The sequence below is a fragment of the Pseudomonas sp. PWP3-1b2 genome, assembly GCF_049896045.1.
Classification (GTDB): Bacteria; Pseudomonadota; Gammaproteobacteria; order Pseudomonadales; family Pseudomonadaceae; genus Aquipseudomonas; species Aquipseudomonas antarctica_B.
On sequence record NZ_JAFCTN010000025.1, the window covers coordinates 59,633 to 74,660 of the forward strand.

Below are 15,028 nucleotides of genomic sequence, written 5' to 3' on the forward strand. Positions count from 1 at the left end.
GAATCAATGAGCAGTCATCACAACGATAAAGCGACCTTTCTTGAGCGCCTGATCTTCAACAACCGCCCGGCGGTGATCGTCATCTGCCTGTTGGTGAGTATTTTCCTGTTCTGGCAGGCGACCTTGATTCGCCCGTCCACCAGCTTTGAAAAGATGATCCCCCTCAAACACCCCTTCATCGAAAAGATGATGGAACACCGTAACGACTTGGCGAACCTGGGCAACACGGTGCGCATCTCGGTGGAGGCCAGGGACGGCGACATTTTCAGCAAGGCATACATGGAGACCCTGCGTCAGATCAACGACGAAGTGTTCTACATTTCCGGTGTCGACCGCTCAGGCCTCAAGTCGCTGTGGAGCCCCAGCGTACGCTGGACCGAAGTGACCGAAGAAGGCTTTGCCGGCGGTGAAGTGATCCCGCAAAGCTACAACGGTTCGCCGGAAAGCCTCGATCAACTGCGCAATAACGTGCTTAAGTCCGGCCAGGTCGGGCGTCTGGTATCCAACGACTTCAAATCGAGCATCGTAGATATTCCGCTGCTGGAGTCCTACCCGGACCCGCAGGATCAGGGCAAGTTGCTGGCTCTGGATTACCGCAAGTTCTCCCATGAACTCGAAGACAAGATTCGCGACAAGTTTGAAGCGCAAAACCCCAACATCAAGATCCACATCGTCGGTTTCGCCAAGAAGGTCGGCGACCTGATCGATGGCCTGGTGATGGTGGTGCTGTTCTTCGGCATCGCTTTTGTTATCACACTGGTTTTGCTGCTGTGGTTCACCAACTGCCTGCGCAGCACCATCGCCGTGTTGAGCACGACACTGGTGGCGGTGGTCTGGCAACTGGGGCTGATGCACTTTTTCGGTTTCGGCCTTGATCCTTATTCCATGCTGGTGCCGTTCCTGATTTTCGCCATCGGTATTTCCCACGGCGTACAGAAGATCAACGGCATTGCGCTGCAATCCAGTGAGGCCGATAACGCACTGACAGCGGCGCGACGGACGTTCCGGCAGCTGTTCTTGCCGGGGATGATCGCCATCCTTGCTGATGCCGTGGGTTTTATTACGCTGTTGATCATCGACATTGGCGTGATCCGCGAACTCGCCATCGGCGCCTCTATCGGCGTGGCGGTGATCGTGTTCACCAACCTGATCCTGCTGCCCGTAGCGATCTCCTACGTGGGCATCAGCAAGCGTGCCATCGCCAAGAGCAAAAAAGACGCGCACCGCGAACACCCGTTCTGGCGCCTGCTGTCCAAATTCGCCAGCCCTAAAGTGGCGCCAGTCTCGATTTTGCTGGCCCTGATCGCCTTCGGTGGTGGCCTCTGGTACAGCCAGAACCTGAAGATCGGCGACCTCGACCAGGGCGCGCCGGAACTGCGCCCCGACTCGCGCTACAACAAGGACAACAACTTCATCATCAATAACTACTCCACCAGCTCTGACGTATTGGTGGTGATGGTTAAGACCAAGCCCGAAGGCTGCTCGCGTTATGAAGCCATGGCGCCGATTGACCAATTGATGTGGAAGATGCAAAACACCGAAGGCGTGCAGTCGGCGATCTCGCTGGTAACCGTGTCCAAACAGATGATCAAGGGCATGAACGAGGGCAACCTGAAATGGGAAACCCTGTCGCGTAACCCCGACGTGCTGAACAACTCCATCGCCCGCGCCGATGGCTTGTACAACAACAATTGCTCGCTGGCGCCGGTGCTGGTGTTCCTCAACGACCACAAGGCCGAAACCCTCGACCGCGCTGTGCATGCGGTGCAGGACTTTGCCAGGGAAAACAACAAGGATGGCCTGGAGTTTATCCTCGCCGCCGGTAACGCCGGGATCGAAGCCGCCACCAACGAGGTGATCAAGGAGTCGGAGTTGACCATTCTGATCCTGGTGTATTTGTGTGTGGCAACGATGTGCATGATCACCTTCCGCTCCTGGGCGGCAACCTTGTGCATTGTGCTGCCACTGGTGCTGACCTCGGTGCTGGGTAACGCGCTGATGGCGTTCATGGGCATCGGCGTCAAGGTGGCGACCTTGCCCGTGGTCGCCTTGGGCGTGGGGATCGGCGTGGATTACGGCATCTATATCTACAGTCGCCTCGAAAGTTTCCTGCGCGCCGGTTTGCCGCTGCAAGAGGCTTACTACCAGACGCTCAAGTCCACCGGTAAAGCCGTGCTGTTCACTGGCCTGTGCCTGGCCATCGGCGTGTGCACCTGGATTTTCTCGGCCATCAAGTTCCAGGCCGATATGGGCCTGATGCTGACCTTCATGCTGCTGTGGAACATGTTCGGCGCGCTGTGGCTGTTGCCGGCGCTGGCGCGGTTTTTGATCAAACCGGAGAAATTGGCAGGGCAGAAGGGCAACTCGTTATTTGCTCACTGACCGTGTTCCCTGTAGGCGCGTGTTCGCACGCACCTACAGGGGCATTGCTTACAGTTTAAGGAACAACTTTTCGTCCAGCGGCGCCGAAACCCGCGAACGGATAATCTGCTCCACCAGCCGGTTATTGCTGGCCTCCCTGATCAGGTCTTTCTGGGTCTTGGTGCGTTGGGAGGGGATTTTCAAATGCGCTGCGGTGTAGGTATTACGCACCGCGCCTTTCTCCGGGTAATGGAAGTGGGCGTACCACAGCACGTTGATTTTGCCCTTTTCCCGCACCGCATATTCGGTAAAAACGTCGCCACTTTTGGTCGGTACATCGCGCTTCACCAGGTTGATATCGACAAACCCGTGGAGCCACAGAAAATCGACGTTTTCCGGTTTCGGCGGTTGCACGAGATAGCCCTCTGCGGTTTGCTGGATCGCCGCTTGTTGCAGGTTGTCTGCTGCCGTTTTCCATTGCGCAACCAGGTCGCCGGTTTCCGCATGGCCGCTATGGTTGGCTTGGGTTTTCCGGGCAACCTCGCGCAGTCTGTCGGCCTGGGCCCGTAGCATGTCATACCAGTCCAGAGGGTTGACGGTGTCCCTGCGTGCGGGGTCGCTGAGTTTGCGCTTCTGGAAGGTAATCGAGGCTTGCAGCTTTTCGGCTTCATCCAGCAGCTGTTGCGCCTCGGCCTTGTACGTTCTAAGCGACTTGGGCGATGGCAGTCGGGGTTCCTGCATGCTAGGGGCGCGTACGATCTCCACCCACTCGTGTTGCGAAGGGTGTTCGCTGTAGCTGGCGAGGGGGTTTCCGGTCGCGGGGTCCAGCACGTCAATGATGTCGTTGCGCCCGGCCTCTGCCGGGCGCAGCGTGCCGATCAGGGTCTTTTTGTCGCGGGTATGGAACACCCGCTGGTTGCGCGGTTTGACTCGGCGGTCTGTGCGGCCGGGCGATTCCGGGATCAAGTGCTGCTCTTCGCGAATCACCTGGGCAAGGTCAGCTTCGGCATCGGTGATGATCTCGCCCAGGTGCTGCGTAAACAGAGCGTGGTATTCACCACGAAACAGTTCGGGGCAAGTCTCTTGCAAGTAAATGCTGTCGTTCAACGATTGCTGATAGGTGCTGATAACGGTCTGTAGCGTGGCTTTGCGCTCCTCAAGTGTGTAGCCCAGATATTCGCGCTGATCACGGAATGCCTGGTTGACCGGCTCGATAGGGGTGTTGCCGAAACGCTTCAAGAAAAATGCAGCGTCAGGCCCACGGCTGGAGGTGGCCCTATTGATACTCAACTCCTTCAGGTTGGTCAGGACACTGAGCCTGGCAGACAGCAAGTCAATATCCGGCGGGGTGTTGTAGCGGTCCTTGATGTACTGCTCGGCCTGGTTGGCTCCATAAGGGGAGTCGGCTTTCCACTGCTCGAACAGGGTGTTGATCGCCTGTTTGGCCTTCGCCAGGTTTACACGGTTGCGGTACGTGGTTTTGAAGGCCTCGACGGTCGCATCGTAGGCCGGCGCGGATTGCTCTCGAGCGGCTTGGATGATGGTGGCCAGGGGTTCGCCGCTGGCGGTGAATCGATTGCTGACATTGAACAAGCGTCGATGAACATCCTCTATTTCCTCCATTGCCCCCAGCATGCTCCGGTATTCCAGTGAGCGGTTTTGCTTGTACTCGGACACGTCGTCCAACCCGGCAAGTTTCTTTGGCTTGATGCTTTCAACGGTTTTTTCGCTTGCAGCCATAACCGCGTGGCTCAGCGGTTCGATATCGAGTAATTGCTGATCGACCTTAGCTCGCAGCGTGTCTGCGGCCTGCCGTTGTTCGGCATAGCGCGCATCGTAAAGACCGGCCGAGTCGGGGCGGCTTTTCAACTCCCACAGTTTCCTCAGGTTATTTTCGGCATGCTCGTACTCGCCAAGGGTTTCGCCGATTTTTTTCAGGGCGTTGCCGTGAGCTTCCGACGCGTTGAAGCCTTCCAGGAAGTTGCGCCGGTACTCGGCGTCTTTCAGCGCCTTGGCTTGCATGTTTTTACTGACCGCACGGCCCATCGCACCTTTAGGCATACCGCCCCTTAGTTTCGGCCTGATGTCGAGGCGCCATTGGCCCTGTGCATCGCGCTGAATCGGCGGGCCACTGCGGGTTTTATCCTGCGCGTCAATAATGAACGGCCCGTCGAGGTCCCGAGCGACACGGAACCATTGCCGGTCAATTCGGACGTGTAAATGGTCGTCAATCGAGTACAGCCCTTGAGTGGCGCCCTTGGAGATAGGTTGGCCTGGATGCGCGGGCGTCTGCACAGCAAATGAAGCAATGTGAGCGCGCTGTGTGGCACTCAGATCACGCGAGGCGCTGAACGCGAAGTCGAACGAGCTTCCAGCGGTTTCAATGAACTGGCCAGCCGTTGCCGAGGGCGCTTCCCGAATCATTCCTGGCGCCGTGTTCGCGACAGTGTCAGCGGGACGGACCAACGGCAGAGCCACTTCCGGTCGCTGAGCGAAGGGCAGGGCGCCCAGTGGCCGTTCGGGTACTGCGGGCGCCGAAGAATGGCTGAGCAGCGTCCCCATGTTCACCAACAGGTCGACGATGGCAGCCGTGGGGTCAGGGTTGCGTGGATCGCTGGCGCGTTCTATATCGTTGTCGACCGCCGCCATCTGCAACAGCCAACCCACCATCGCGCCCGGGCCACGCAGCACCGGCAGCAAGCTGTTGAATAACAGCCAGCCCAGCTCTTTGTGGGAGGCCCAACGGCTCTCGGTGTCGGAGGCGGACTGGTCTTTGGCGAGTGAGACCAGGCTGTGGGCATTGGCGCTGAACAGGTGTTTCATCAGGTCGCCGCCGCCAAAGGCTTGCTGCAACCTGGTGGCGGCAGCGTAGCCGTCGACGGCAAGTCTGGTGGGCGCAGGTGTCTGGGGGGCGTCAAACTCGTTGAATACGCTGTAGTGGGCGATATGCGGCGTGTGGAAACCGCCATTGCCATACACCGCCCGGGTTTTGGCGTCGGGCAACCAGGCAAGAATGCTCTGTTGCAGCGGGCCCGGTTGCTGGATGGCGGTCAGCAGTGCTTCGCGGCTGGCAAACTCCTGCAAGGGCGGCGAAAGCTGGGGGCGATAGAGAATGTGCGGGCCTTTTTGCGGATCGTGCGGTTCGATCAGGAACATGTTGTCGACCACATCGGGTGTAGCGCCTGGCTTACGCAGGAATGCCAGGGGGCGAACGCTGATGTCTGCACCGTCAAGCGTTCGCGGCCCCGCGCCCGGTCGCACGGCCGCTTCGATCAATTGGCAGCCACGCGCGGTGAGGCCATTTTCGCCGCGCAGCTTGAACGCCATGGCTTGCATGGTGAGCTGCACAGGTACTTGCTCGCTGAACAGCGCCTGGCGTTCGCGGCTTTGCGCGGTATCGCCGAGCAGATGGGTGTCAAGCAACGCCGGGTAGTGCTTTCCAATGTCGACGAGGCTGATAAGGTCCTTGAGCTGTTGGGCCATCTTCGGATCAGTCACCGGCACGCCTCGCAGGCGGATATCCATCGCGCCTTTGGGCAAGCCGGCGAGGTTCTCCAGGGCCATTTGCACCAGGCCCATTTTGACCGGCTCGATGTAGCCACCGCCGAGGGTGCCGACGGGCACTTTGAATGTAATTTCCAGGTCGTTGGCACGGTAGCCTTTGGCTGCCAGTTGCGCGTCCAGCTGTTGTTCGGCGTACGTGTGAAGATCCGGGATGTCGGTCAGAAAGTTTCGACCGTTATTGCGTTGCACACTGCTTGCCAGCGCGAGTGCGTGCTGTCGATAGGTGAACCGGTCGACGCCACTGGCGCGTTTGAGCCAGTCAGGCAGCGTTCGTGCCAGGGGTTCCAGTACCGCCGATGGCGCGTGCAAGGCGTTGTTGAACCACGGTGCGGTGGCACTCGCCTGGGAAAACAGCTGTTCGAGCTCCTCGACACTGGCGTGGGTCGGTAGCTGGATTGCCTCGAGATTTTGCAGTTGCCGATCAAGAAGAATGGCGGCCTGGGTATCAAAGATGGAACCGTCGGGTGCAGATCGTTTCCACACCATTTGATCAAACACAAAGTCTTTGTTGAGTTGACGCTCCCACGCCTGGGCGAACGTTTCCAGGGAAGAGTAGGGCGTGACCACGCCTGCAGCGGACGCGTGCAGCACCACTTGCCGGCCGTTGACCTGACGAGTAATCAGCAGGTCGGGGCTCAGGACTGTGCCGGTTTTGCCGGCTTTGCTGAGAGTGGAATCCACGATGAAGACTTGCGCGGCTGAGTCTCCCAGCGCTGCGGCGCGCTCCGCCGGGTCGGGGTAGCGTGTGACTTGATCCAGCGTCTGGCGCTGCAAGTCATCCAGGCCGGGCTGCTTGAGGGCTGCGATGCGCAGGGTATTTTGCAAGGTGTCGCTAAGCCATAACCAATGGCTGACCGGCGACGCAGATGTGCTGAACGCGTTTTTTGCCCAATACTGACTCAGTGCATCGGCGAATGCCGACTTGAGCAGCGGGCGCAGGTTCTGGATAGCTATTTCCAGGGTTTGCATGCCCAAAGGCATGGCAAGGTGGCCGCCCGTACCGGTGGTTTTCAGGAGCCTGGAGTGTGCGGTGTTGATCCACTTGCAGGGCACGCCATGTCGATCGGTGAAATTCAGCTCGGTACCGGCGGCCAGATGCTCGAGTGCCAGGTCCAGCAGAGGGGTCAACTCATACTGCAACGGGTCGGCACTGACAGGCACGGCCAGTGACGTGTTGGCAATGTCGATTTCGAGCGTGGGGTATTGCGCCTTGAGCGCTTGTGCCAGTAGATCGGCGACCACTGAGCGTACGCTGGGACGACTGGCAAAGTGGTCAGCTACCACCGTTGCGGGTGTGTCTGCACGAACGCGTTCGCGCTGAGACTGAATGCCACGAAGCAATGACTGTGCACGGGAGGGCGTTGGCTGAGCGGGTGTATTAAGCACCGGCGCTTGAACGGGCGGTGGCGACTCGTCCGGCAGTGAAACGACGTAGGCGCGCGGGGTGTTTCTAACCGATAGCATGCAAGCGATTCCTTTGCTTGAGGGATAAACCGTACGCCGGGAAAAATACCCGCCCGTGGCCGCATCGGTATCCTCAATGCGTTATCAGGTGTTTCGCATGGGCGCTGCAAAACGGGCGTATGCAGCCGTTGGCGCGGGGTTGGTGAGTCTGTTTCGGGGTATTTATGGCGTTGCTGCTGCTGAAAGCGGCGCTGCACCGGCCGTGCTGGGCTATGATTGGCGCTTTCCCGTAGATGATTGACTGCCATGACTGCCGACACCCTGACCGCCGTCCTTTCCACCAGCGACATGCTTGAAATCGATGGGCTGCACGCCTTTGAGTTCGAACTCACCGCAGACCAACTGCTGATCACTGCCATGGACGGCCGCGCTGAAAAACGCTGGAATTTCAGCCTGGAACAGGTGCAGGCCGCCACGTTTGACGGCACCTTGCAAAGCTGGACCCTTACCGGTGATTCGGGCGAGCACCGCCTGATCTGCCTCAGTGCTTTCACCGGCAACAATAACGACGAGGATGAAGCGGATGATGCGTAAATTCTGGCCCCTGCTGATGGCAGGCAGTGTCGGTGCGATGTCGGTTCAGGCCGCACCGGCAGACACTTATGAACTGTTGGTCGGCAGCTACACGGCCGGCACCAGTGAAGGCATCTACCGCCTGCAGTTTGACAGCCGTACCGGGCAGTTCAGCGGCAAACCGGTACTTGCGGCCAAGACCGCCAACCCGTCCTGGCTGACGATTTCCAAAGACCAGAAGCATCTGTTTGTCGTCAATGAGAACGGCCCGGGTCAGAAAGATCCGGTTGGCCGCGTCAGCAGCTACAGCATTGACCCGCAGAACCATCAACTGACGCTGATTAATCAGGTGCAGAGCCTGGGCAATGAACCGACCCATTCCAGCCTCGCGGCAGATGGGCGTTACCTGTTCGTAGCCAACTATTCGGTGCTGGAAGATCCGGGCGGCAGCCTGGCGGTGTTGCCGGTGGATGCCACGGGCAAATTATCCGCGCCGGTGCAACTCAGTGGGCACCCGGCCAGCCGCGTGAACCCTGAGCGTCAGGCGTCCAACCACGTACATTCGGTGGTTTCATCGCCGGATGGCAAATACGTGTTTGTTCAGGACCTGGGTGCAGACAAGATTTTCGCCTACCACTACGACCCCAAGGCCAACCACGAGCTGCCATTGACCCCAGCCGATCAGGCGTCGGTGCAATTGCCACCGGGCAGCGGCCCGCGTCATCTGTTGTTTTCCGCCGATGGCAAGCATGCCTGGCTGAGCACCGAGATGAGCGCCCAGGTTGCGGTGTATGACTACAACGACGGCAAGCTGACCCAGACCCAGCTGGTGGATTTCGCCGCTGCCCAACCGGTGACCGACAAGGCTGGCGCCGCATTGCATGCCTCAAGCGACGGCAAATTCCTCTACGTGAGTAACCGTGGTACCGCCAACCAGTTGCTGGTGTTCAGCATCGACCCGGCCACCGCGCACCTCAAGGAACTGCAACGCCGTTCCGTGGAAGGCGACCACCCGCGCGAGTTCAGCCTGGACCCGAGTGGCAAGTTCCTGCTGATTGCCAACCAGAAAAGCAATGAAATTGTGGTGGTTGAACGCGACCCCAAAACCGGCCTGCTCGGCAAAACCGTGCAGAAATTGGCGATTGATGCCCCCAGTGACCTCAAATTCCTGGTGCGTCAATAAGCCACAGGCCCCGCAGTGCGGGGCCTGAGCCTGTCTATTAATTCTATTAATAGCGGCTAATGTTTCAAAGCATTTCTAAGGTGCTGCCCTCGGGCGTAAGTTTGGTTCCAAGGCCTTCCCCGGCCACTCAACCAAACGAACACAAGGGTTACCGACATGAACTTCAATCTTTTCTCGATCATCGCCGCTTCTGCTGTTTCCGCTACCGTGGCATTGCCAGCCGCTGCCAGCGTTGATGTGAGCGGTAAAAAATCCAGCACCAGTGCTTACACCCAGAAATACCTGCAACAAAGCGCCAACTTCTACGCCGCTCTGGATCACAAAATTCAGCAGTGAGCTTGAATCAAGCGACGGTCAACTGTGGGAGCTGGCTTGCCTGCGATGCAATCGACTCGGTGTTTCAGTTGGATCGAGTTGTCGGCATCGCAGGCAAGCCAGCTCCCACAGTGGATTGTGCTGGGCTCAGGGCTTTGCCATCACTGCGATGAACAATGGCGATTCCAGAAAGCGCTGTAGCCAGGCTTGCAGTCGCGGGTACGGCGCCTCGGCAAACCATTCGCGATCCACATGCGCGAACTGCCGTACAAACGGTGCCAGCGCCACATCCGCCATGCTTACATGCTCGGCGAGCAAATAGTCCCGCTGCGCCAGCAACCCCTCCAGCTTCTGCAAAAACACCTCGCCCTCGGCCCGATACGCTTCCATCGGCTGTTCGGGGTAGCGCTCGGCGTACTTGTATCGATTCAAATGATACTTGAAGCCCTGATCATTCTCGGCGATCAGCGCCAGCACCGCAGGGGCGCCCTGCAGCAACCAGCCTTCTGGATCGTGCTGCGCCAGCGCCCATTGCATAATCTCCAGGCTTTCCTCAATCACCACACCGCCCACGCTCAGCACCGGCACTGTGCCTTTGGGCGACAGTGCCAGCATCTCGGCCGGCTTGGCCCTGAGGCTCACTTCGACGATTCGCACGGCGACCCCTGAGTAGCGCAAGGCCAACCGCGCCCGCATCGCATACGGGCAGCGCCGAAACGAATACAGCAGGGCTTCGTTCACTTGACCTCCAGGGTGCTCAAGCCGTTGCCCTGGCGTTTGACCTGAATTTGCACCGGGATGCGTTCGTGCATTTCCTGCACGTGGGAAATCACCGCCACCTTGCGACCCTGGGCCTGCAGGCCATCGAGCGCGTCCATCGCCAGTTGCAGCGACTCGGGGTCCAGGCTGCCGAAACCTTCGTCGATAAACAGCGACTCGATCTTCAGCGTGCTGGAGGCCATCGATGCCAAACCCAGCGCCAGCGCCAGCGAGACCAGGAACGTCTCACCGCCTGACAGCGAGTGCACCGAGCGCAGTTCATCGCCCATTTCCGTGTCCATCACCAGCAGCCCGAGCATGCTGCCGCCCCGTTTGAGGCGGTAGCGGCGCACCAGTTGGCGCAATTGCACGTTGGCGTGGTGCACCAACAGGTCGAGGTTGTAGGCCTGGGCGATCTTGCGGAACGTGTCGCCAGAGGCTGAGCCGATCAGCGCATTGAGCCGTGCCCAGCGCTGCCATTGTTCATAGGCTTTGGCAATTTGCTCGGCCAGCGCATGGTTGGCGTCCTGGCGACGTTGGTCTTCGGATTGGCGGGCGCGCAGCTCGATGATGTGTTTCTCGCCCTCGGCCAATTGCTGATTGAGGGTTGCCAGCGCGCTGTCCAGTTGCTCGGCGTCCACGTTACCGTTGTGCAACGCCTGGTGGTCAGCGAGGCGCTGTTCGCGTTCTTGCAGCAGAACTTTGGCTTGCTCGACGGCTTTCTCGCTGCTGTGCACGTGTTGGCGCAGTTCATTGACCTGGGCGTCATCGAAGGCCAGCAGGCGGGACAGACCGTCATCGTCCAGTTCAGGGTGTTGGGCGCGCCACGCTGTGATTCGGGTTTCCAGGGTGTGTTGCTCGGCGTTCAATGCCTGTTGGCGCTCCTGCTGGGCCTTGAGGTCGGCGGCCAGCTGGATCAGCGTGTTGCGGATTTCCTGCAATTGCCCATTGGCGTCCGTCTCGCTTTGGCGTGATTGCGCCACGCCAGCGTCGAGTTGCTGTTGCCAGTGTTCGGCACTGGCATGGCTGCCGAGCAGGGCGCCGAGTTTTTCCTGTACAGCCTGTTGCTGCGCCGACAGTTCGGTAACGGCGTGTTGCACGGCGTCCAATTGCTGCTGGCGGTGCTGTTGATTGCTCTGTTCCTTATCGACGGTTTGCTGGCGTTGCTGCTGCTCTTCCAGCTCTTCGCGTTGACGATCAAGCTGTTCACGACGCTGGCCGACTTGCTGATCAAGCGCCATGAACGTGTTGGCCGGATCGCTGCGCATGCCTTCCAGCGTCTCGGCCGGCAGCAGGCCTGTGAAGGCGTTGAGCTCTTCATCAAGACGTTCACGGTCGTTGGCCAGTTCGCGCTGCTGGTCGACCAGCAATTGACGGGCTTGCCCGCTGGCTTCCTGGGCGGCGTGCAGTTGCTGCTGCAGGCGCCCGGCATTTTGTTGCAAGTTGAGCAGGGCGCCTTGACGTTGCTCATCCTGGCTGATGTTTTGCGTCAGTTGAGTCAGTTGCTGCGACAGCCAGGCACTGCGCTTGGCGGCGTCCTGATTGAACAGCGAGGCAGACAGCGGGTGCGCCTCAAGGCTCGGCGCCAAGCCCTGCTGTTGAATCGCCAACTGTTCCTGCTGTTGCAGAAACTCCTTCTGTTGAGCGATCAAGCCGCCGACTTCACCGCGCAGGTCGGTGAGTTTTTCCTTGAGGGTATCGACAGCTTTCTGCGCCGTGGCCTCTTCGTTTTCGTCATGACGGCCGAGACTCTGTAACAGGGCTTCCGGCTGATGATAGGGATGCTCGTGGCTGCCGCACACCGGGCAGGGCTGGTCATCCTGCAACTGCTCGCGCAGTTCCTCGACGCTGGCGCTGCGGGCCAGCCGCTGGCGCTCCAGCAATTGCTTGGTCACCGTCAGGGTTTGTTCGGCAACGGCCAGTTCGGCTTTGGTTTGCAGGCCGCTCTGGTTGAGTTTTTCGCGCTGTTGCTGAGCGTCTGCGAGCTTCTGGGTCAACGAGGCCGCGTGGTGATCCAGCTGTTGTTGGCTGTCCCACAGGCGCGTGAGTTCTTCGAACGCGCGCTGCTGCTTGCGATTGTCTTGCAGCAGGCTGGCCAGCAACTGGATTTGTTCGGCCACGGCATGGGGCTCGGCACCGGCTTCCTGATACAGCACCTCCAACGCCTCGCGCTGCTGGGCAAACTGTTCGGCGGCGGCGTTTGCGCGGTGTTCAAGCTGCGGCAGTTCGGCCTGGCCCTTGTTGAGGCGATTGCCGATCAGCATCAGTTGTTGCAGGCGATCGCGATAGGCGGTCCAGGCATCGCTGAGCGGCGCCAGGGCGGCGCTGCGCTCAAGCTCGGCGGCCAGGCGTTGCAGGCGCTCGGCAACTTCGGTTTGCTTGTGCTGCAAGCCTTTGAGCAAGGCCTGGCCTTCGGTGCAGGCGGCTTCCTGTTGCTGTTTCTCTTCGCTGCGCCTGGCCAGTTCCTTGTTCAGGTGAGCGAGGGTGTTTTGCTCTTCAAACGCCTGGCGCAGCAATGGCACGGCGTCGGCCTGGTTTTTCAGGGCGTCGGCCAGTGCCGTCTGCGCCGCCGATTGCTGCAGTTGCGCCTGTTCCTGCCGGGTAAGCAGCGTGGTTTGCTGCTCAATGTGCTGTTGAATCTGTGCGGCGAGGGGCGTGAGCAAGGTGCCGAGTTCGGCCTGACGCGCAAAGTGATGCCGTTGTGGTGCCAATTGGTCCAGACGGCTCAGGTCCTGACGTTGCTGGCCCTGTTGCTCCCAATCGGCCTGCGCCCGTTGTAGCTGTTCGGTTGCGCTGAGCTGGCGATCCTGCCATTCGCGCAGTTCCTTGAGCCAGGTGTGCTGCAGCTCCAGCTGTTTAAGTTGCGCTTGCTGGGTTTTGAACTGCTGCTGAGCCTCGGCCAGTTGCTGATCCAGTTCGGCGCGGGCTTCGGCGGCCAAGGGCACCACGCCGGTGGCCTGGTCTTGCAGCTGCTTGTGGGCGTCCCTGGCATCTTTGGCCTTGTCGAACGCGCGGCGACCGAGCTGCGTATACAGCGCTGTGTCCGTGAGCTTTTCCAGCAGTTCGCTGCGCTCATTGTCGTTGGCTTTGAGGAAGGCACTGAACTCACTTTGCGCCAGCAGTACCGCGCGGGTGAACTGCTCGAAGTTCAGGCCCAGGGCCAGTTCCAGCTGGGTTTTGTATTCGGTTTTCTGGCTGGCGAGCAGTTGGTCGCTGTCCAGGTCGATCAGGCTTTGCCGGCTGTTTTGCAGCTTGCCGCTGGCCTTGTCGCGGGCGCGGTTGGCTTCCCAGCGTGCGCGGTAGCGACGCCCGCTGACGCCGACAAAATCCACTTCGGCATAACCGCCGCCGGTGCCACGGCGCAGCAATGTGCGCGGGTCGCCAATCGAGATGTCGCTGTCGGCATCCTGCATCTTGGCTTGGCCGGTGTCGCCCAGGCGCGGCACCGCGCCGAACAACGCCAGGCACAGGGCGTCGAGCAGGGTGCTTTTACCGGCGCCGGTGGGCCCGGTGATCGCGAACAGCCCGGCGCTGGCCAGGGGCTCGGCGGTAAAGTCGATCTCGAACGGGCCTGCGAGGGAGGCGAGGTTTTTCAGGCGGATGGCGAGAATCTTCATGGCTGTTCCTCCTCCTGTTGCACTTCCTGGAGCAGCACGGCGAAATCCTTCAAGGTTTGTTCATCCACTTCACTGCCGTAACTGTCCTGCCAGGCGCGGCTGAACAGTTCCTGGGGCGTGAGCTGGTCGAGTTCGATCAGGCGCTCTTCGTCCGTGGCGTCGCTGCCGCGTTTACCCGCGTACTCGGCGGCGATGCGCACCAGGCGCACGGCCTTGCCTTGCAGGGCGCTTTCGATTTGTTGGCGCAGGTCCGGTTGCGGTTCGTCGAGGCGCACGCGCACTTCCAGCCACGGGTGGCGTTGGGTTTCGGCCAACAGGTCGACATCGGGCAAGTCTGCCAATTGTTTGAGAATGTCCGCCAGCGGCGCAGCGTCCAGGCGTTGCAGGTTGACCGAGCGCGGAATCAGCAGCGGCTCGACGCCGACGAGTCTTTCACCCTGGAACGTCACGTCGAGAACCTGATGCTTGTAGCCGATTTCGGAAAAAGACAGCGGAATCGGTGACCCGCTGTAGCGGATCCGATCTTCACCATTAACCTTTTGCGGCTTGTGCAAATGGCCGAGGGCCACATAGCCCACCGTCCTGTCGAACAGCTTGGCGGGAAGTGCTTCGGCATTGCCGATGATCAGGCTGCGTTCGGAGTCTTCCGATACCGAACCGCCGGCCATGTGCGCATGGCTGATGGCGATCAGTGCCTGGCCTCTTTTGCGCTTGGCATTGGCGGCGCCGATCAACCATTCATGCACCTGGCCAATACCGCGCAGGTAGTCGTCGCCCAAGTGCGCGCCGGTGACTTCGGCCGGGCGCAAAAAGGGCAGCGCCAGGCACCACGCGGCGATCTTGCCTTTGGCGTCGGGCAGCGGGATCAGCAAACGCTCGGCATCCAGTTGGCCATCATCCAGCCACAGCACACGGCCCAGCGCATGGGTGCGCAGGCGGCGCATCAACGGCGCGGGCAGCTCGATACGCGAGCCGGAGTCGTGGTTGCCGGCGATCATCACAATCGTGAGTTTCGGGTTTTGTTCGTGGGCGCTGATGATGAAGTCATACAAGCGCTCCTGAGCCTTGAGCGGCGGGTTGACCGTGTCGAAGATATCGCCGGCGATCAGCAATGCGTCCGGGCGCTCGGCTTTTAATTGGCCCAGCAGCCACTCAAGAAAGCAGGCATGTTCGTAGTCGCGTTCCTGGCCGTGCAGGTTTTGCCCAAGGTGCCAGTCGGAGGTGTGAAACAGACGCAAGGCGAACTCCGTGG

The 15,028-nt window shown here is 60.0% G+C and carries 9 protein-coding genes; 5 read left to right on the plus strand and 4 right to left on the minus strand.

Annotated features, from left to right (window positions below):
- Positions 1-6 precede the first annotated feature (6 nt).
- A complete protein-coding gene (locus ACP7A2_RS17275) occupies positions 7-2,382 on the plus strand; it encodes an efflux RND transporter permease subunit (protein WP_426135189.1) in 2,376 nt (791 codons plus the stop codon).
- A gap of 48 nt (positions 2,383-2,430) precedes the next feature.
- Here the strand turns inward: ACP7A2_RS17275 and ACP7A2_RS17280 are convergent, their stop codons facing one another.
- The gene (locus tag ACP7A2_RS17280; RefSeq protein WP_426135190.1) at positions 2,431-7,389 is read right to left on the minus strand and encodes a dermonecrotic toxin domain-containing protein; all 4,959 of its coding nucleotides are present in this window, start codon (positions 7,387-7,389) and stop codon (positions 2,431-2,433) included.
- Positions 7,390-7,486: 97 nt separating this feature from the next.
- Between ACP7A2_RS17280 and ACP7A2_RS17285 the strand changes: the two genes are divergently transcribed.
- The 4 genes from ACP7A2_RS17285 to ACP7A2_RS17300 all read left to right on the plus strand — a co-directional run bounded on the left by ACP7A2_RS17285 (position 7,487) and on the right by ACP7A2_RS17300 (position 9,421).
- Positions 7,487-7,630 (plus strand): hypothetical protein, encoded by a 144-nt coding sequence (locus ACP7A2_RS17285; protein WP_426135191.1) that lies wholly within the window; start codon positions 7,487-7,489, stop codon positions 7,628-7,630.
- A gap of 5 nt (positions 7,631-7,635) precedes the next feature.
- Positions 7,636-7,923 carry a DUF5629 family protein gene (locus ACP7A2_RS17290; RefSeq protein ID WP_426135192.1) on the plus strand — a complete coding sequence of 96 codons (288 nt, stop codon included), beginning with the start codon at positions 7,636-7,638 and terminating at the stop codon, positions 7,921-7,923.
- Positions 7,913-9,085 (plus strand): lactonase family protein, encoded by a 1,173-nt coding sequence (locus tag ACP7A2_RS17295; RefSeq protein ID WP_426135193.1) that lies wholly within the window; start codon positions 7,913-7,915, stop codon positions 9,083-9,085. The genes ACP7A2_RS17290 and ACP7A2_RS17295 overlap by 11 nt, the downstream gene beginning before the upstream one ends.
- Positions 9,086-9,241: 156 nt before the next feature.
- A complete protein-coding gene (locus tag ACP7A2_RS17300) occupies positions 9,242-9,421 on the plus strand; it encodes a hypothetical protein (protein ID WP_048726112.1) in 180 nt (59 codons plus the stop codon).
- 126 nt (positions 9,422-9,547) lie between these two features.
- On the opposite strand, the gene ACP7A2_RS17305 is transcribed toward ACP7A2_RS17300, so the two are convergent.
- The 3 genes from ACP7A2_RS17305 to ACP7A2_RS17315 are packed head-to-tail and all read right to left on the minus strand — an operon-like array spanning position 9,548 to position 15,014.
- The gene (locus ACP7A2_RS17305) at positions 9,548-10,141 is read right to left on the minus strand and encodes a glutathione S-transferase (protein ID WP_426135194.1); all 594 of its coding nucleotides are present in this window, start codon (positions 10,139-10,141) and stop codon (positions 9,548-9,550) included.
- Complete coding sequence (locus ACP7A2_RS17310; RefSeq protein WP_426135195.1) at positions 10,138-13,776, minus strand: AAA family ATPase; 3,639 nt, start codon at positions 13,774-13,776, stop codon at positions 10,138-10,140. The genes ACP7A2_RS17305 and ACP7A2_RS17310 overlap by 4 nt, the downstream gene beginning before the upstream one ends.
- The gene (locus tag ACP7A2_RS17315) at positions 13,773-15,014 is read right to left on the minus strand and encodes an exonuclease SbcCD subunit D C-terminal domain-containing protein (RefSeq protein WP_426135196.1); all 1,242 of its coding nucleotides are present in this window, start codon (positions 15,012-15,014) and stop codon (positions 13,773-13,775) included. Before ACP7A2_RS17315 ends, ACP7A2_RS17310 begins: the two co-directional genes overlap by 4 nt.
- Positions 15,015-15,028: the final 14 nt, after the last annotated feature.

Excerpts from the sequence above, each read along its gene's own strand:
- ACP7A2_RS17290 (WP_426135192.1), top strand. The coding sequence starts at position 7,636 with ATGACTGCCGACACCCTGACCGCCGTCCTTTCCACCAGCGACATGCTT.
- ACP7A2_RS17280 (WP_426135190.1), bottom strand. The coding sequence starts at position 7,389 with ATGCTATCGGTTAGAAACACCCCGCGCGCCTACGTCGTTTCACTGCCG.
- ACP7A2_RS17300 (WP_048726112.1), top strand. The coding sequence starts at position 9,242 with ATGAACTTCAATCTTTTCTCGATCATCGCCGCTTCTGCTGTTTCCGCT.
- ACP7A2_RS17310 (WP_426135195.1), bottom strand. The coding sequence starts at position 13,776 with ATGAAGATTCTCGCCATCCGCCTGAAAAACCTCGCCTCCCTCGCAGGC.
- ACP7A2_RS17295 (WP_426135193.1), top strand. The coding sequence starts at position 7,913 with ATGATGCGTAAATTCTGGCCCCTGCTGATGGCAGGCAGTGTCGGTGCG.
- ACP7A2_RS17285 (WP_426135191.1), top strand. The coding sequence starts at position 7,487 with ATGGGCGCTGCAAAACGGGCGTATGCAGCCGTTGGCGCGGGGTTGGTG.
- ACP7A2_RS17275 (WP_426135189.1), top strand. The coding sequence starts at position 7 with ATGAGCAGTCATCACAACGATAAAGCGACCTTTCTTGAGCGCCTGATC.